Origin of the sequence: Arenibaculum sp., assembly GCF_035998295.1 — a bacterium.
GTDB lineage: Bacteria > Pseudomonadota > Alphaproteobacteria > Azospirillales > Azospirillaceae > DASYHS01.
The window spans coordinates 41,355-57,829 of the sequence record NZ_DASYHS010000279.1; the positions used below are offsets into that span (position 1 = coordinate 41,355).

A 16,475-nucleotide genomic window follows, 5' to 3' on the forward strand; every position below is an offset into this window, starting at 1 on the left:
TCCACCGGGGGAGGCGATGCGCCCCCGACCTGTGCTAGCTTTCGCGCTACCCGGTCTAAGTAAGCAGGTTGGAAGCTCGTGCAAACGGTCAATGAGGGATTGGCGGAAGTATCCGCCCTGCTGGAGCGCATCGCGTCGGCCCTGGAGCGGCTCGCCCCGCCCCCGCCGGGCCCGCCCGATCTGGATGGCGCCGACGCGTTCGTCTGGCATGCCGAGGACCGGCGCCTGGTCCCGGTCAGGGAGGTCAACCGCGTCGACATCGCCCTGCTCCGCGGCATCGAGCGCCAGCGCGACATCCTGCTCGACAACACCCGGCGCTTCGCGGGCGGCATGCCCGCGAACAACGCGCTGCTGTGGGGCGCGCGCGGCATGGGCAAGAGCTCGCTCGTGAAATCCGTCCATGCCGAGGCCTCGGCCGAGTGCGGCGGCGCCCTGGCGCTGGTGGAGATCCACCGCGAGGACATCCCGTCCCTGCCGGACCTGCTGGCCATGCTCCGCGGCTCGTCGCGGCGCTTCATCCTGTTCTGCGACGACCTGTCCTTCGACCACGACGACGGCGCCTACAAAAGCCTGAAGGCCGTGCTCGAGGGCGGCGTCGAGGGACGGCCCCGCAACGTCGTCTTCTACGCCACGTCGAACCGCCGGCACCTGATGCCCCGGGACATGATCGACAACGAGCGCTCGACCGCGATCAACCCGGGCGAGGCTGTCGAGGAGAAGGTCTCCCTGTCGGACCGGTTCGGGCTGTGGCTCGGTTTCCACAACTGCGACCAGCCGACCTTCTTCGACATGGTCGAAGGCTATGCCGGCCGCTTCGGGCTGGACGTCCCGCAGGAACGGCTCAGGGCCGAGGCGGTGGAGTGGGCGATGACCCGCGGCGGCCGTTCTGGCCGCGTCGCGTGGCAGTTCATCCAGGATCTCGCCGGCCGCCTGGGGCGCCGGATCGACTGACGGTCCGGTCGGCCAGCCATTCGCGCGGGTTCACCGCGCGGCTGCCCCTGCGCACCTCGAAATGGAGCTGCGGCGAGGTGACGTTGCCGGTCGAGCCGACGGTCCCGATCTGCTGTCCCCTGGACACGCGCGCGCCGCGCTCCACCTGCATCTGCTGCAGGTGGGCATAGGCGGTCATCCAGCCGTCGGCGTGGCGGATCAGCAGCAGGTTGCCGAAGCCCCGCAGCTCGTTGCCCGCATAGGCGACGATGCCGCTCTCCGCCGCCGTCACCGGCGTGCCTGCCGCGGCGGCGATGTTGATGCCGTCGTTGTGGAGCCCACCCGGCTTCGAACCGAAATCGGACAGGATCTCGCCGCGCAGCGGCCAGGCGAAGGTGGACGCAGTACGCGGCGGGGGATCTTCGGCCGGCGGCGGGCTTGACGGCGGGCTTGGCGGCGGGCTCGCCGGCTGGCTGGGGACGGGTTCGGGCACCGGCGCGGGGGGAGGCGCGGCCGCGGCCGTCCTCGCCGGCGGCTTCGGAGGAACCACGACCGGCGTTTGCGCGACCGCGGCCGGAGGGACCGCGGAGGGATGGATCGCGGACGGATGCACCGTGTTCGGAACGGCCGCGGGCGGGAGCGTTTCGGGCGGCGGTTCCTGCCGCGACGGGATCGCCGGCAGCACGGCGCCCTGCCCCGGTCGCGGCGCCGCGACCGCAGGGGAGGCCGGAGGGGCGGCCGGAGGCGCGGGCGCGACCGGTGCTGCGGCCACGACGGTGCTGCCGGGCTTGCGGCCGGGCAGCGGCGCGCCGGCCGGCGTTGCCGGGTCCGTGGCGGTGGCGGTGGCGACGCCGTTCGCGCCGGGCAGGCGGAGCTGCTGGCCGACTCGGATCTGGTAGGGGGCCGCCAGCCCGTTGGCGCGCGCCAGCTCGGCCAGGTCGACCTGGTAGAGGCGGGATACCGCGTACAGCGTGTCTCCCCCCTGGACCGTGTGGTAGCGCGCGGTCGGCAGGGCCAGCCGCTGGCCCACCTGGAGGACGTAGGGCGGCGCGAGGCCGTTCATCTCGATCAGTTCGCGGACGGGGACGTTGTAGCGGCGCGCGATCTCGTAGAGCGTATCGCCGGCCGCGACGGTGACCGCCCCCGCCGCGCTCGGAGACGCCGCCTGCTCGCTCATGGTCACCGGCGCGGGCGGGCCGCTGCGGTCGAACGCGCACCCGGCCGCGGCGAGCACGATCGCGGCGGGCAGGAAGGCCGCCCGACCCGCTCTCACTGGACCCGTACGCGCTCGAGCGGCTCGGGCACCGCCTCGGGCAGCAAAGGCACGAAACGTACCGGCCACAGCTCCTCCCGTTCAAGTCCGGCCGCCGTGCGGCGGATCCGGTAGACGCTCTGGTCCCGCCGGTCGGCGGCGAGCGGGATCACCATGATGCCGCCGACGGCGAGCTGGTCGGCCAGGTCCCGCGGCACGTCTCCCGATGCCGCGGCCGTCACGATGATCCTGTCGAAGGGCGCCTGCTCCGGCCACCCGCGCATGCCGTCGCCGTGCCGCGTCGTGACGTTGTGGAGGTTGAGGTCGGCGAACCGCCGTTCCGCCTCCCTCAGCAACGGCCGGTGGCGCTCGATGGTGTAGACCCGGCGGCACAGGCGCGACAGCACCGCGCCCTGGTAGCCCGACCCGGTGCCGATCTCCAGCACCTTGTGGCGGTCGTTCAGCTCCAGCGCCTGGGTCATCTGGGCGACGACGAGCGGCTGGCTGATCGTCTGGCCCTCGCCGATCGGCAGCGCCACGTCCTCGTAGGCGCGGTCGAGGAAGGCGGGAGGAAGGAACGCCTCGCGCGGGATGCGCTCGATGACGCCCAGGACCGCGGTGTCGGTCACCCCGGCCCGCCGAAGCTGCATCACGAGCCGGATCTTGCGGGCGTCGACGGTCAACGGAGAACGTCCCTCAGCGTGTCCAGCGTCCCGTAATGGGTCAGGTCGAGGTCGAGCGGCGTCACCGCGATCCCGTTGTCTGTGATGACCCCGACATCGGTGTCCGGCAGGACGTCGGCATCGCCGCGCAGCGTCCCGATCCAGAAATAGGTGCGGCCGCGCGGGTCCTGGCGTTCGTGGAGGTCGTCGCCGATCTTCCTCTTGCCGTGCCGGACGACCTTGATGCAGTTCACCTCCTCGGGACCGACGGCCGGGAAGTTCACGTTGATCAGGACGTTGCGCGGCCAGTCCACCGCCAGCGTCTTGCGGATCACCTGCGGCCCCCAGTGCTCGGCCGTCGGCCAGTCGGCCGGCCGGGCCGGGTCGAGATGCTGGCTGAGCGCCACGGCCCGGCAGCCCAGCAGCGTCGCCTCCATCGCGGCCGCGATCGTGCCGGAATAAGTCACGTCCTCGCCTATGTTGCTGCCGTGGTTGACCCCCGACAGCACGAGGTCCGGCCGGCGGTCCTTCAGGACGTGGTTGAGCGCCAGCAGGACGCAGTCCGTCGGCGTGCCGTCGACGATGAAGCGCCGGTCGTCGAGCGTGCGCAGCCGCAGCGGACGGTGGATGGTCAGCGAGTGGCTGGCGCCGGACTGCTCGGTCTCGGGCGCCACGGTCCAGACGTCGTCGGTCAGGCTGCGGGCGATCCTCTCCAGGACCTGCAGGCCCGGCGCATGGATGCCGTCGTCGTTCGTGATCAGAATCCGCATGCCCGAAGTGTCGGGCGACCGGTCATCCATGGACCGAGATCCTTTCCATGCCGTTCATGTACGGGCGCAGGGCATCGGGCACGGCGATCGAACCGTCGGCTTCCTGGTAGGTCTCCATCACGGCGATCAGCGCGCGGCCGACGGCCGTGCCGGAGCCGTTGAGCGTATGCACGAACTGCGTCGCCTTCTCGCCGCGCCCGCGGAACCGGGCCTTCATGCGGCGCGCCTGGAAATCCCCGCAGTTGGAGCAGCTCGATATCTCGCGATAGGCGCCCTGGCCGGGCAGCCACACCTCGATGTCGTAGGTCTTGCGCGACGCGAACCCCATGTCGCCCGTGCACAGGACCACCGTCCGGTACGCGAGCCCGAGCCGTCGGAGCACCGTCTCCGCCGCTTCGGTCATGCGCTCGTGCTCCGCGGCCGACTGGTCGGGCGCCGTGACGCTCACCATCTCGACCTTGTAGAACTGGTGCTGCCGGATCATGCCGCGAGTGTCGCGGCCGGCGGCGCCGGCCTCGGCGCGGAAGCACGGCGTGCGCGCGGTGAAGCGCAGCGGCAGGGCCTCGGCGTCCAGGATCTCGTCCGCGACCAGGTTGGTCAGCGGCACCTCAGCGGTCGGGATCAGCCAGTGGCCCGACGAGACCTGGAACTGGTCGTCGCGGAACTTCGGCAGCTGCGCGGTGCCGAACATCGCCTCGTCGCGCACGAGCAGCGGCGGCGACACCTCCTGGTAGCCGAACTCCGCCGTGTGGATGTCGAGCATGAAGTCGCCGAGCGCGCGTTCCAGCCGCGCCAGCGCCCCCTTCAGCACCGTGAACCGGGCGCCCGAAAGCTTGGCCGCCGCCTGGAAGTCCATCAGGCCGAGCGCCTCGCCGAGGTCGAAATGCTCGCGCAGGCCGCTTTCCCGCGGCGTGCCCCAGCGCCGGATCTCGACGTTCGCGGTCTCGTCGGGGCCGTCCGGCACGTCCTCGGCCGGGAGGTTCGGCACGCCGGCGAGAAGCGCTTCGAGTTGTTCCCCCAGCGCCTTCTCCTCGGCCTCGACCTCGGGCAGGCGCTCCTTCAGGGTCGCGACCTCGGCGACCAGCCCGGCGGCACCCTGGCCCTGGCGCTTGGCCGCCCCGATCTCCTTCGAAGCCTCGTTCCGGCGGGCCTGCATCTCCTGCATCGAGGTCTGCGCGGCGCGGCGGCGCGCATCCAGCGCCAGCACGTCGGCGGAGAGCGGCTCCAGGCCTCTCCGGGCCAGGCCTCGGTCGAATTCCCCGGGGTTGTCGCGGATGAAGCGGAGATCGTGCATGGACCCTGGACCGTCAACGGGAGGGAGGCTGGTTATAGTCCGGTCCAGCCTCCGGGGTCCAGGGGGACGGCGCCATCCGTTGCATGAATGCAGCGCTGGTGTTGCATAGAAGAATCACCCCCGCCGGGCGCCTTCAGACGGTGGTCGCGCCTTCCTCGGCCGCCTCGGCGGCTTCGCGGCGCAGGCGGTCCTTCTCGATCCGCCGGCCGATCAGGATCGACACCTCGTACAGCAGGTAGAGCGGGATGCCGAGGCCGACCTGGCTGATGACGTCGGGCGGGGTCAGGACCGCGGCCGCGGTCAGGATGATGACCACGGCGTATTTGCGCTTGCGCGCCAGCGCGTCGACCGAAACCATCCCGACGCGGACCAGCAGCGTCAGCAGCACCGGAAGCTGGAAGGCGATGCCGAACGCGAAGATCAGCGTCATCACCAGCGACAGGTACTCGCCGACGCGGCCTTCGAACTCGATCGCGAGTTCCGACGTGCCGGGCACCTGCTCGAAGCCCAGGAAGAACCGCCAGGCGAGCGGGAAGATGAAGTAGTAGACCATCGCCCCGCCCAGGAAGAACAGGAACGGCGTCGCCACCAGGAACGGCAGGAACGCCCTCTTCTCCTGCCGGTACAGGCCGGGGGCGATGAACAGCCAGAGCTGGCTGGCGATGACCGGGAAGGACAGGAAGCACGCAGCCCAGAACGCGACCTTCACATAGGTGAAGAACGCCTCCGTCAGGTTGGTGTAGATCATCCGCCGCCCCTCGCCGAGGATGTCGGCGAGCGGTTCGAGCAGGAAGGCGTAGATGTCCTGCGAGAAGTAGTAGCAGAACAGGAACGCGACGAACAACGCGGCCAGCGAGTACATCAGCCGGTTCCGCAGCTCGACCAGATGGTCGAGGAGCGGCATCTTGGCGTCTTCGAGATCTTCTTCTTGGGTCACGTCCGTCAAGCCTGCTTCTGGCCGGCGGTCTCCGGGGCCTCGGCCTTCGCGTCCGCCGGCGGAGCCGGGGCTGGCGCGGGAGCCGGAGCCGGGACGGCCTGCGCGGCGGCCGTCGCCGGCGCCGCAGCCTCGTTCGCCTTGGCCGTGTCCTTCGAGCCCGTGTCCTTGGAGCCCGTATCCTCGGGATCGAAGGCGTTGCGCAGGCTGCCCGTCGGATCGATCGTCTTCTCGATCTGCTTGGCGACGTTCAGCTGCTTCAGTTCGAGCGCCTGCTTGCGGACCTCGTCGAGTTCCGCCTCGCGGACCATGTCGTCGATGCTGCTCTGGAACTCGCGGGTCAGCATCCGCGCCTTGCGGACCCAGCCGCCCACCGTCTTCAGCACCATCGGAAGGTCCTTGGGACCGATCACGATGAGGGCGACGACGATGATGACCGCGAGTTCGGTCCAGCCGATGTCGAGCATTCTATTGCGTCCTGCGACGGGCTTGTCCGGCCGGTGACGGCCCGGTGTACCGGCCCCGGGTCAGGAGCTCTTCGCCGTCTCGTCCTTGTTGACGGTCTGGTGGATCGTGCGCCCTTCCTCGGCGTCGATCTTCTTCGTGTCCTCGTCCTCTTCCTTAAGGCCGGACTTGAAGTTCTTGACCCCCTTGGCGACGTCTCCCATCACCCTGGGCAGCTTCCCGGCCCCGAAGATGATCAGGACGATCAGGAGGATCAGGATGACCTGCCAAATACCGATACTCATAGGAAAACTCCGCTCCGCGGTCCGTTGACGATCCCATCGTCCGGCGCGGATAATGGCAGAAAGCCATATCCGTCGCAACGATCGCAGGACCCCTTCCGGGTATCCCCCTCTTATTCTCTCAGATGGTGCCGGCTCTCCGGAAAACGAAGGCCTGGGCGTGATCGAGCACCACGCAGACATGGCTGCCCTCGGGCGGGAGGAACTGTCCGGGCATGCGCGAATGGAGGTGGACGCTGCCGCCCCGGCCGTCCTGGACGCGCAGATGGACGAGGCTCGACCGGCCGAGCAGGCGCGCCGCCTCGACCCGCGCCAGGATCGGCACCTCCGCGGCCCCCTGCCCCAGCATGGACAGGCGCAAGGCTTCGGGCCGCACCAGCACGTCGACGCCGTCGCCGTCGCTAAAGCCGCAGGCGATGCTGCCGAGCGGCGTGGCGACCCGGCCGCCGCGCACGACGCCCTGCAGCCGGTTGGCCTCCCCGAAGAAGGTCGTGGCGAAGGCGTCGGCCGGGCTGGTGTAGAGGTCGACCGGCGTGCCGAGCTGGACCAGCTTGCCTTCGTTCATCAAGGCGATGCGGTCGCCGAGGAACATCGCCTCCTCGGGATCGTGGGTCACCAGCAGCGTCGCCGCGCCGCTGCGCTTCAGGACGTGCAGCGTCTCGTCGCGGATCTGCTCGCGCAGGCGCGCGTCCAGGCCCGAGAACGGCTCGTCCAGCAGCAGCACCTTGGGCTGCGGCGCCAGCGCCCGGGCCAGCGCCACGCGCTGTTGCTGGCCGCCCGACAGCGCGTGGGGATAGGCGTTGGCGTACCCCTCCATGCCGACCTGGGCCAGCGTCTCGGTCGCGCGGGCCCGCTGCTGGGCGGCAGGCAGGTCGGACAGCCCGAAGCGGACGTTGTCCAGCACCGAGAGGTGCGGGAACAGTGCGTAGTCCTGGAACACCAGCCCGACGCCGCGCAGCTCCGGCGGCATCTGCCGCATGCCGTCGGCGACGAGGCGGCCGCCGATCCGCACCGCGCCGCGCTGCAGCGGCTCGAGGCCGGCGGCCAGGCGCAGCAGGGTCGACTTGCCGCAGCCCGACGGGCCGACGAGGCACAGGATCTCCCCCGCGGCGAGGTCGATGGAAACGTCGTCGACCGCGGTCTTGCGGTCGTAGGCATGGGTGATCGAGACGAGCGCCAGCGCCTCGAGCGGGGCGGCGTCCCGGCCGCCCGGCCCGCGGGCGTCGACCTCGTCGGGCCGCCGGTCGGGCACGGCGTGCACGGCGTGCACGGCGCGCGGCTTCGCGAGCCAGGAGGTGGCGCGCGACCGCAGCGACCTGCCGAGCCCTCGGGATCCGTCGTCGTCGTGAAACAGTGCCATCTGTCCGCCGCCAGCGTCCGTGGAGACCGTGGAAGGATGTCCGGGCCGGCGGCATTATCGCAGGCCCCGCTCACTTTGCAAACGGTTCTCACTCCCATTCGCACCGCGCCGCCCGGTCAGTCGTCCTCGGCCTCGTCCTCCGGATCGCCCTGGGCCACGTCCTCGCCGGCGACGGCGGCCAGGACCGGCCGCGGATCGAGCAGCCCGGCGGTCTTGAGCTCGTCCACGCCGGGCAGGTCGCGAAGCGAGTCCAGGCCGAAATGGTCGAGGAAGGCGTCGGTCGTGATCCAGGTCAGCGGCCGGCCCGGCGTCTCCCGGCGCTTGCCCGGCCGGATCCAGCCCGCCTCCATCAGCAGGTCGAGCGTGCCCTTGCTGGTCGCCACACCCCGGATGCCCTCGATCTCGGTGCGGGTGACGGGCTGGTGGTAGGCGACGATCGCGAGCGTCTCGACCGCCGCGCGCGACAGCCGCTTCTGCACGTCCGCCTCGACGCGCAGCCGTTCCGCCAGGTCCGGCGCCGTGCGGAACCACCAGCGCCCGCCGGTCGAGACGAGGTTGATGCCGCGGTTGGCGTACAGCCCGGCGAGCTCGCGCAGCAGCGCCGGCAGGTCGGCGCCCTCCCCCATCCGCAGCCGCAGCGTCCGCTCGTCGAGCGGCTCGACCGCCGCGAACAGCAGCGCCTCCAGCAGGCGAAGCTGCTGGCCGTGAAGGGCGGGCACGTCGGGACCGGCTTCGCTCATGCCCGCCTCACTCCGCGCGCGACGCGTTGCGGATGAAGATCGGCGCGAAGACGCCGTCCTGGCGCAGCTCGATCTGCCCCTCCTTGGTCAGCTCCAGGCTGGCCGCGAAGGTGGCGGCGAGCGCCGACCGGCTCGCCAGCCCGTCGCCCGCCCCTTCGGGAACGAAGCTCGACAGGTCCGCCCAGTCCGGCAGGCTGCCCAGCATCGCCTCCAGCCGCTGGCGGGCGTCCTCCATCGAGAACAGCTCCAGCGGCCGGATCCGCCAGGTCCGGAACTCCTTGCGCCGCTTGTGGTCGGCATAGGCGCGCAACAGGTCGTAGAGCGAGACCTCGAACACGGAGCGGGTGACGACGCGGATCCCCTCCGGCGCGCCGCGCGCGAACACGTCCCGGCCGAGCTGCGGGCGCGCCAGCAGCCGCCCGCCCGCCTGCTGCATCGCCTCCAGCCGCTGGAGCTGGAAGGCCAGGGCCTGGGCCAGCTCCTCGCCGCTCGGCTCCTGCTCGTCCGGTTCGGGCAGCAGCAGGCGCGACTTCAGGTAGGCGAGCCAGGCGGCCATCACGAGGTAGTCGGCCGCGAGCTCCAGGCGGACGCGGCGCGCCTGCGCGATGAAGGCGAGGTACTGGTCCGCGAGCTGGAGGATCGAGATCCGGGCGAGGTCGACCTTCTGGTCGCGCGCGAGGCCGAGCAGCAGGTCGATCGGCCCCTCGAACCCGTCCAGCGCCAGCACGAGGCGCCCGTCGGGCGCCTCGCCGGCGCCCGTCCGGGGCGGGTCCTCCTCGAAGCTCTCGGCCGGTTGCAGGGGCGATGCGCTCATTCGGGTCGGTGGTCGTGGTCTCGGCCGTCCGGCACTCAGCCGTGGCCGGCCAGCCGAAAGATCAGGTCGCCAATGTACTCCATCGGAGTCCGCAGCAGCCAAGGGAGAATCTCGATGCGGTAGCCGAGCTGCCCGCCGATCATCGGCAGCAGCACCAGCACCCCGATCAGCACCAGCAGTCCGTAGCGCTCCATGCGCGCCAGCGGGATCGCGAGCGGCCTCGGCAGGATGCCGACCGCGACCCGCCCGCCGTCGAGCGGCGGCAGCGGCAGCATGTTGAAGATCGCCAGCACCAGGTTGATGACGACCGAGATCTGGAGGCTCGTCGCCGCCCAGGGCGCCAGCGGTTCCGGCAGCAGATGGGCCCAGCGCATCAGCCACGCGCTGACGAAGGCCAGCAGAATGTTCGTGACCGGCCCGGCCAGCGCCACCAGCACCATGTCGCGGCGCGGCTTGTTCAGTCGCCCGAACGACACCGGCACCGGCTTCGCCCAGCCGAACAGGAACCCGGTCGTGAAATACAGCAGCGCCGGCAGGATGACGGTCCCGAACGGGTCGACATGCGCGATCGGGTTGAAGGTGACGCGGCCCAGCCGCTTGGCCGTGTCGTCGCCGAGCTTGGAGGCCGCCCAGCCATGCGCGGCCTCGTGGAACGTGATCGCCAGGATCGTCGGCAGGACCCAGGCCGAGGCGCGGATCAGGAATTCCGTCGTCTCGTCCATCCTACACGTCCCCGGCGCCGAGCAGCGCGTCGAGGCGCGCGCGCAACGCCTCCGGATCGATCGCGCCCGGCGGCTTCAGCATCGCGGCCGCGCGCGTCCAGCGCTCGCCGGCGCGCGCCGACAGCGGAACCAGCGCGCGCGCCACCCCCGTCATCTCCGTCATGTCGCCGTTGCAGTGCAGGACCACGTCGCAGCCCGCCGCCAGCACGGCGCGCGCACGCTCCTCCATGCTCCCCGACAGCGCCTCCATCGACAGGTCGTCGGACAGCAGCAGCCCGTCGAAGCCGAGCCTGCCGCGCACCACCGTCCCGATCACCGCCGGCGAGACGCTGGACGGCCGGTCGGGGTCGATCGCCTGGTAGACGACGTGCGCGACCATGCCGAGCGGCATGTCGGCCAGCACCTCGAACGGCACGAAGTCGGTGGCGGCCAGCGCGTCCAGCGGCGCATCGACGTTCGGCAATTCCCGGTGGCTGTCGCTGAAGGCCCGGCCGTGGCCGGGCAGGTGCTTGATCACCGGCAGCACGCCGCCGTCGAGCATACCGAGGCAACTGACGCGCGCAAGCCCCGCCACCTGCTCCGGGTCGGTGCCGAACGCCCGGTCGCCGATCACGTCGTGCGCGCCTTCGACCGGCACGTCGCAGACCGGCGCGCAGTTGACGGTGATGCCCAGGCCGTGCAGCAGGTGGGCCAGCAGGCGGGCATTGATCCAGGCGGCCTCCGCGGCCGCCTCGGGGTCGCCGGCCGCCAGGTCGCCGATCAGGCGCATCGGCGGATGCGCGGGCCAGGACGGCGGCCGCAGGCGGGCCACCCGCCCGCCCTCCTGGTCGATCAGGACCGGCGCGTCGGGGCGCCCGACGGCCGCCCGCATCTCGGCCACCAGGGCGCGGACCTGGTCGGGGTCGCGGCAGTTGCGCCGGAACAGGATGAAGCCCAGCGGGTCGACGCTGCGGAAGAAGTCGCGCTCGTCCCGGCTCAGTTCGGGGCCGGCGCAGCCGAACACGGCGGCGGAGGGTACGGACGCCACCGGGCTACCGGATCACGAGGCAGCCGACGCTCTGGGCCTTGAGCGTCTGGCAGATGGCGTCGGCCCGGGGCCCGTCGACGGGGCCGGCATGGACCCGGTAGTAGATCCCCTTGTCGCCGAGATCCGCGCGCACGACCGTGAGGCCGAGCGGGCCGAGCTCCGCCGGGAAGCGGCGCTGCAGGCGCTGGAACTCCTGCCGCGCGACGTCCTCGCTGCGCACGGAGGCGATCTGCAGGCGGACGTCGCCCAGCGCCGCGGGCTGGGCGGGCGCAGGCTGGGCCGGCGCGGCGACCGGCGGTGCCGGCGCCGGGGTGACCACGGGCGCCGTCACCGGTGCGGGCGGCGGGGCCGGCGGAAGCACCGCGACCTCGGCCGGCGCGGGCTCCGCGGCCGGTGCCGGGGCCGGTGCCGGTGATGGCGATGGTTCGGGTGCCGCTTGCGCGAGCGGCGGTTCGGGCGCGGCTTCCACGGGCTCCGGCTCGGCCGCGAGCTGGGCCGGCGCCGGTTCCGCCGGCTGGAGCGGCGCCGGACGGGGCAGCGGCTCCTCCGGCGGCGGCAGCAGGCGCTCGACCGTGGGCTCGTCGCCGCCCGGGCTCAGGCGCTGGAACACCAGCTTGTCCTGGTGCGGCACGGCCATGCCGCCGGGCTGCTCCGGCCGGATCTTGGCCGGCGTCGCGTCGGCCTGGATCAGCGGCACGTGCCCGTCGGTGGCGGGCTCGGAACTCATCATCCCGACCACCGCGACCAGCGCCACCACCACGATCGCCCCCGCCCCCGCCCGGACCAGCAGCCGGCGGCGGCCGGGGCGCAGGTCGTGCCCGCGGACAGGCCGCTCGTAGCCCCGGCGCGGCGGCATCTCCCGGTCGCGCGGGATCGGGGCCTCGGCATAGGCCTCCTCCTGCGCGAACTCGTCGTGCCCCTGCCCCGGCCCGTGCCCCTGCCCCAGGGTCGGTTCGCGCCGCCCGGGCCGGTCGTCCCCGTCGAACTCGTCGAACCGGTTCATGCCCGCAGCTCCTCCAGCGGCTTGACGCCCATCACTTCGAGGCCCGACGCGATGACCAGCGCCACGGCCTTCACGAGGGCCAGGCGCGCGCGCGTCAGCTCGGGCTCGCCCTCGACCAGGAAGCGCATCGACGCGTCGTCGCGGCCGCGGTTCCACAGCGCGTGGAAGGCCGCCGCGAGGTCCTGGAGGTAGAAGGCGATCCGGTGCGGCTCGTGCGCCTCGGCCGCGCCCTCGACGACCCGGGGCCAGTTCGCCATCGCGCGGACCAGCGCCAGCTCGTCCGGCTCGGCCAGGCGGTCGAGCGGCGCGCCGGCCAGCCCCGGCCCGGTGAGGTCGGCGGCCGGATCGGCCTCGGCCGCGTTGCGCAGCACCGAGCAGCAGCGCGCATGCGCGTACTGGACGTAGAAGACGGGGTTGTCCTTGGACTGCTCCGTCACTTTGGCGTAGTCGAACTCCAGCGTCTGGTCGCTGCGCCGGGTCAGCATGATGAAGCGGATCACGTCGCGCCCGACCGCGTCGACGACGTCGCGCAGGGTGACGAAGGTGCCGGCCCGCTTCGACATCTTCACGGGCTGGCCCTTGTCCATGAGGTGGACGAGCTGGCACAGCAGCACGTCGAGCGCGCCCTCGCGTGCCGTGACCGCCTGGGTCGCGGCCACCATCCGCTTGACGTAGCCGCCATGGTCGGCGCCCAGCACGTCGACCAGCAGCGGCGTGCCGCGGCGGAACTTGTCGTAGTGATAGGCGATGTCGTTGGCGAAATAGGTCCAGGACCCGTCCGACTTCTTGAGCGGCCGGTCGACGTCGTCGCCGAACTCGCTCGATCGGAACAGCGTCTGCGGGCGCGGTTCCCACTCCTCGGGCTTCTTGCCCTTGGGCGGCTCCAGCACGCCGACATAGACCAGCCCCTGCCGCTCCAGCGCGTCGAGCGCGGCCTCGACCGCCCCCGACGCGACCAGCGCGCGTTCCGAGGAGAAGACCTGCTCGCCGACGCCCAGCGCCTTCAGGTCGCCGCGGATGCCGGCCATGATCTCGTCGATGGCGAAGTCGCGCACCGCCGGGAACCATTCCTCCTCGGGAACGCCCACCCATTTCCGGCCGTCGCGCCGGGCCAGCGCCTCGCCGACGTCCTTCAGGTACTCGCCCGGATACATTCCCGGCGGGATCTCGCCGACGTCCTCGCCCAGCGCCTCGCGGTAGCGCAGATGGGCCGAGCGGGCCAGGGTCTGCACCTGCGCGCCGGCGTCGTTGATGTAGTATTCGCGCGTGACCGCGTAGCCCGCCTTCTCCAGCAGGTTGGCCAGCACGTCGCCGACCACGGCACCCCGGGCATGGGCGGCGTGCAGCGGCCCGGTGGGGTTGGCCGACACGTATTCGACGTTGACCCCCCGCCCGGCGCCGACCGTGCTCGCCCCGTAGGCGGTGCCCGCGGCCAGGATGTCGCCGACGCGCGCGCGCCAGTAGGCGTCCGTCAGCCGCAGGTTCACGAAGCCGGGCCCCGCGATCTCGACCGAGGCGACGTGCGGGTGCTCCTTCAGGCGCGCGGCCAGCAGCTCGGCGATGTCGCGCGGCTTGCGCCCGGCCTGCTTGGCGAGCACGAGGGCCGCGTTGGTGGACAGGTCGCCGTGCGCGGCCTCGCGCGGGGGCTCGACGGTCACCTTCGCCGCGTCCAGGCCTCGCGGAAGGGCCCCGGATTCGGCGAGGTCGCCGAGGATGGCGCTGAGGTCTTGGGCGAAGGCGTTGAACAGGTTCATTCGATCGTCGTCCATGTCGTACGGCCGGCGTCGCACGCTCGTGTCGCACGGCCGGCGGTCGCGCGGCTAGATGCGCCGATTCGCGTCCGAGCGCAAGCCCCGACGCCCGGCCTCGCTGCAACCTGCAACGCAACCCTTTGACCGGGCCGGAGGGTGAGCCTACATATGGGAGAGCGACAGTTCCATTTTTGTGATCGAGGAGCCGGACATGGCGGATACGGCGATGGCGGGGGGCACGGCCCCGAACCCCACTCCGGGACGCGTCCTTTCCCTGAGCGAGAGCGCCGCGCGGCGGGTCGCGGCACTCCGGCGGATGGAGGGGGACGAGACGCTGATGCTGCGCATCTCGGTGTCCGGCGGCGGCTGCTCCGGCTTCCAGTACGGCTTCAGCTTCGACAACCTGCGCAACGACGACGACTACGTGTTCGAGCGCGACGGCGTCCAGGTCGTGGTCGACGACGTCTCCCTCGACCTGCTGGCCGGGGCCGAGATCGACTTCGTCGAGGACCTGATGGGCGCCGCCTTCCAGATCCGCAACCCCAACGCCAGCTCGTCCTGCGGCTGCGGTTCCAGCTTCGCCGTTTGATCCCGCCCGCACGCTGATCTATCAAGGAGGGCCCGCGCCGCGGGCCCTTTTTCATTGCCGGACCGCCCGATGACCAGAATCGCCACCTGGAACGTGAACTCCGTCAAGGCGCGCCTCGCCAACGTGACCGGGTGGATAGCCGAGACGCGGCCCGAGATCGTCCTGCTCCAGGAGATCAAGTGCGAGACGGACGCCTTCCCGAGGGCGGCGTTCGAGGAGCTCGGCTACCACGCCGCCGTCGTCGGGCAGAAGAGCTACAACGGCGTGGCGCTGCTCTCGACCCTCCCGGTCTCCGACGTCCTCGACCGGCTGCCCGGCGAGCCGGAGGACCCGCAGGCCCGCTACGTCGAGGCGACCGTCGGCGGCCTGCGCGTCGCCTCGCTCTACCTGCCCAACGGCAATCCCGTCGGCACCGAGAAATACCCCTACAAGCTGCGCTGGATGGACCGCCTGCACGAGCGCGCCCGCGCCCTGCTGGCCGAGGAGGTCCCCTTCGTCCTGGGCGGCGACTACAACGTGATCCCCGCGCCGGAAGACGTGTACGACCCGGTCGGCTGGACGGAGGACGCGCTGTTCCGCCTGGACACGCGCCGGCAGTTCCGCAAGCTCCTCAATCTCGGCCTGACCGAGGCGTTCCGCGCCCTGCACCCGCAGGAGCGGCACGCCTACACGTTCTGGGACTACCAGGCCGGGGCGTGGCCGCGCGACAACGGGCTGCGCATCGACCATTTCCTGCTGTCGCCCGGCGCCGCCGACCGGCTCGTCTCCTGCACGATCGACCGCGGCCCGCGTGGCCGGGAGAAGGCGTCCGACCACACCCCCGTCATCGTCGAGCTGGCCGACCCGGTATCTTAACCTCCGGGCTGCGGGCCGTCGTAGCCCTCGACGATCGCCAGGTCCACGACCGCCTTGCCCTGCCTGAGGGCCATCGCCTCCGCGTATTCGGGCGACCGGTAGCAGTCGAGCGCCGCGGCGTAGCTCGGGAACTCGATGACGACCACGCGCGGGCGCGCGCTGCCTTCCGGGTTCTCGCAGGCACCGCCGCGCGCCAGGAAGCGCGCGCCGTATTTGGCGAAGGCCTTCGCGTTCGCCGCGACATAGGCCTTGTACCCCTCCGGATCGCTCACCTCGCCGAACGCGACCCAATACCCCTTGGCCATGAGCGGGCCTCCCACGATGTTTCCCGCCCACCATACGAAAGCGGCAGGCGCGATGCGAGCGCCGCCGTTGCAGTGTACCGCGTCCCGGGTCACTATCCGTCTCCCTGCGAATACGGATCGGACGCGACGATGGGCCCGCGCGAGGTGGAGCGCGAAGAGCGCGACAAACGGCAGGAGCACGCCCGCCGCGAGGTGGTGGCCATGCTGGGCGCGCTGGAGGCCCACGCCCATCAGGCGGTCGAACTGACCCAGGCGGCGCTGCGCGACCCGCGGCCCGGCAACCTCGCCTTCTGGCGGGCGTTCCGGGCCAAGATCGACGATTTCCGCGCCCTCGTCAGCCTGATCAACCTGCGCCTGCCGGGCCTGGAGGGCGCGCGGGCCGATGCCCTGGGGCAGGAGTTCCGGCGCCTGGACGCGGCGATGCTGACGCTCTACGTCCGCACGGCCGGCGTCCATTTCCGCGCGATGCTCGACCGCGCGGTCCTGCCGCTGGTGGCGCACGACGTCCTGCGCCCGGAACTGGCGCTTCTGGACGAGGCGCTGGCGCGGCTGGCTGGCGGCGAGGAGGCGAGCCCGCGCCTGGCCGCCTCGGCGACCGCCGCCCGCGCCGACCTGGAGGAGGTGCTGCGCCGCGTCCCGGCCCTGCCCGACTTCGACGAGCCCGATGCTCCCGCCGACCCGCCGCGGCTCGCGGCCCGCGACGGGCTTCAGTAGGCGGGCT

General features: G+C 71.8%; 19 protein-coding genes. 4 read left to right on the forward strand and 15 right to left on the reverse strand.

Features of this window, described 5'->3' with window-relative positions:
• The first annotated feature begins 99 nt into the window (after nt 1-99).
• On the forward strand, nt 100-951 hold the full coding sequence (locus tag VGO20_RS26150; protein WP_327505348.1) for an ATP-binding protein: 852 nt from the start codon (nt 100-102) through the stop codon (nt 949-951).
• Here the strand turns inward: VGO20_RS26150 and VGO20_RS26155 are convergent.
• From VGO20_RS26155 to argS, 14 genes are all read right to left on the reverse strand, one after another.
• On the reverse strand, nt 908-2,203 hold the full coding sequence (locus tag VGO20_RS26155; RefSeq protein WP_327505349.1) for a LysM peptidoglycan-binding domain-containing M23 family metallopeptidase: 1,296 nt from the start codon (nt 2,201-2,203) through the stop codon (nt 908-910). The genes VGO20_RS26150 and VGO20_RS26155 overlap by 44 nt on opposite strands.
• Nucleotides 2,200-2,865, reverse strand: coding sequence for a protein-L-isoaspartate(D-aspartate) O-methyltransferase (locus tag VGO20_RS26160; protein WP_327505350.1), 666 nt, complete (start codon nt 2,863-2,865; stop codon nt 2,200-2,202). Before VGO20_RS26160 ends, VGO20_RS26155 begins: the two co-directional genes overlap by 4 nt.
• Nucleotides 2,862-3,614 carry a 5'/3'-nucleotidase SurE gene (gene surE / locus VGO20_RS26165; RefSeq protein ID WP_327505351.1) on the reverse strand — a complete coding sequence of 251 codons (753 nt, stop codon included), beginning with the start codon at nt 3,612-3,614 and terminating at the stop codon, nt 2,862-2,864. The genes VGO20_RS26160 and surE overlap by 4 nt, the downstream gene beginning before the upstream one ends.
• A 22-nt stretch (nt 3,615-3,636) precedes the next feature.
• Nucleotides 3,637-4,908: a serine--tRNA ligase gene (serS, locus tag VGO20_RS26170; RefSeq protein ID WP_327505352.1), complete on the reverse strand. Its 1,272-nt coding sequence runs from the start codon at nt 4,906-4,908 to the stop codon at nt 3,637-3,639.
• Nucleotides 4,909-5,041: 133 nt separating this feature from the next.
• Nucleotides 5,042-5,845, reverse strand: a complete 804-nt coding sequence (gene tatC / locus VGO20_RS26175) for a twin-arginine translocase subunit TatC (RefSeq protein ID WP_414639904.1) — start codon at nt 5,843-5,845, stop codon at nt 5,042-5,044.
• Nucleotides 5,846-5,850: 5 nt separating this feature from the next.
• Entirely contained in the window at nt 5,851-6,309 is a 459-nt protein-coding gene (gene tatB, locus VGO20_RS26180) for a Sec-independent protein translocase protein TatB (RefSeq protein WP_327505354.1), read from the reverse strand.
• A gap of 60 nt (nt 6,310-6,369) precedes the next feature.
• Nucleotides 6,370-6,591, reverse strand: a complete 222-nt coding sequence (gene tatA, locus VGO20_RS26185; protein WP_327505355.1) for a twin-arginine translocase TatA/TatE family subunit — start codon at nt 6,589-6,591, stop codon at nt 6,370-6,372.
• A gap of 118 nt (nt 6,592-6,709) precedes the next feature.
• Nucleotides 6,710-7,948 (reverse strand): ABC transporter ATP-binding protein, encoded by a 1,239-nt coding sequence (locus VGO20_RS26190; protein ID WP_327505356.1) that lies wholly within the window; start codon nt 7,946-7,948, stop codon nt 6,710-6,712.
• Nucleotides 7,949-8,064: 116 nt separating this feature from the next.
• Entirely contained in the window at nt 8,065-8,688 is a 624-nt protein-coding gene (gene scpB / locus VGO20_RS26195) for an SMC-Scp complex subunit ScpB (RefSeq protein ID WP_327505357.1), read from the reverse strand.
• Nucleotides 8,689-8,695: 7 nt separating this feature from the next.
• Nucleotides 8,696-9,502 (reverse strand): segregation and condensation protein A, encoded by an 807-nt coding sequence (locus tag VGO20_RS26200; protein WP_327505358.1) that lies wholly within the window; start codon nt 9,500-9,502, stop codon nt 8,696-8,698.
• 35 nt (nt 9,503-9,537) lie between these two features.
• Complete coding sequence (locus VGO20_RS26205) at nt 9,538-10,224, reverse strand: site-2 protease family protein (RefSeq protein ID WP_327505359.1); 687 nt, start codon at nt 10,222-10,224, stop codon at nt 9,538-9,540.
• A gap of 1 nt (nt 10,225) precedes the next feature.
• Nucleotides 10,226-11,251 (reverse strand): beta-N-acetylhexosaminidase, encoded by a 1,026-nt coding sequence (gene nagZ / locus VGO20_RS26210; protein WP_327505360.1) that lies wholly within the window; start codon nt 11,249-11,251, stop codon nt 10,226-10,228.
• A gap of 4 nt (nt 11,252-11,255) precedes the next feature.
• Nucleotides 11,256-12,254, reverse strand: coding sequence for an SPOR domain-containing protein (locus VGO20_RS26215; protein WP_327505361.1), 999 nt, complete (start codon nt 12,252-12,254; stop codon nt 11,256-11,258).
• Nucleotides 12,251-14,008 (reverse strand): arginine--tRNA ligase, encoded by a 1,758-nt coding sequence (gene argS / locus VGO20_RS26220; RefSeq protein WP_327505391.1) that lies wholly within the window; start codon nt 14,006-14,008, stop codon nt 12,251-12,253. The genes VGO20_RS26215 and argS overlap by 4 nt, the downstream gene beginning before the upstream one ends.
• A gap of 208 nt (nt 14,009-14,216) precedes the next feature.
• Between argS and erpA the strand changes: the two genes are divergently transcribed.
• Both erpA and VGO20_RS26230 read left to right on the forward strand, forming a co-directional pair.
• Nucleotides 14,217-14,594 (forward strand): iron-sulfur cluster insertion protein ErpA, encoded by a 378-nt coding sequence (gene erpA / locus VGO20_RS26225; protein ID WP_327505362.1) that lies wholly within the window; start codon nt 14,217-14,219, stop codon nt 14,592-14,594.
• Nucleotides 14,595-14,663: 69 nt separating this feature from the next.
• Nucleotides 14,664-15,449, forward strand: coding sequence for an exodeoxyribonuclease III (locus tag VGO20_RS26230; protein ID WP_327505363.1), 786 nt, complete (start codon nt 14,664-14,666; stop codon nt 15,447-15,449).
• On the opposite strand, the gene VGO20_RS26235 is transcribed toward VGO20_RS26230, so the two are convergent.
• Nucleotides 15,446-15,754, reverse strand: a complete 309-nt coding sequence (locus VGO20_RS26235) for a DUF1330 domain-containing protein (RefSeq protein WP_327505364.1) — start codon at nt 15,752-15,754, stop codon at nt 15,446-15,448. The genes VGO20_RS26230 and VGO20_RS26235 overlap by 4 nt on opposite strands.
• Nucleotides 15,755-15,883: 129 nt before the next feature.
• On the opposite strand from VGO20_RS26235, the gene VGO20_RS26240 reads away from it, so the two are divergent.
• Nucleotides 15,884-16,468: a hypothetical protein gene (locus tag VGO20_RS26240; RefSeq protein WP_327505365.1), complete on the forward strand. Its 585-nt coding sequence runs from the start codon at nt 15,884-15,886 to the stop codon at nt 16,466-16,468.
• Nucleotides 16,469-16,475 lie beyond the last annotated feature (7 nt).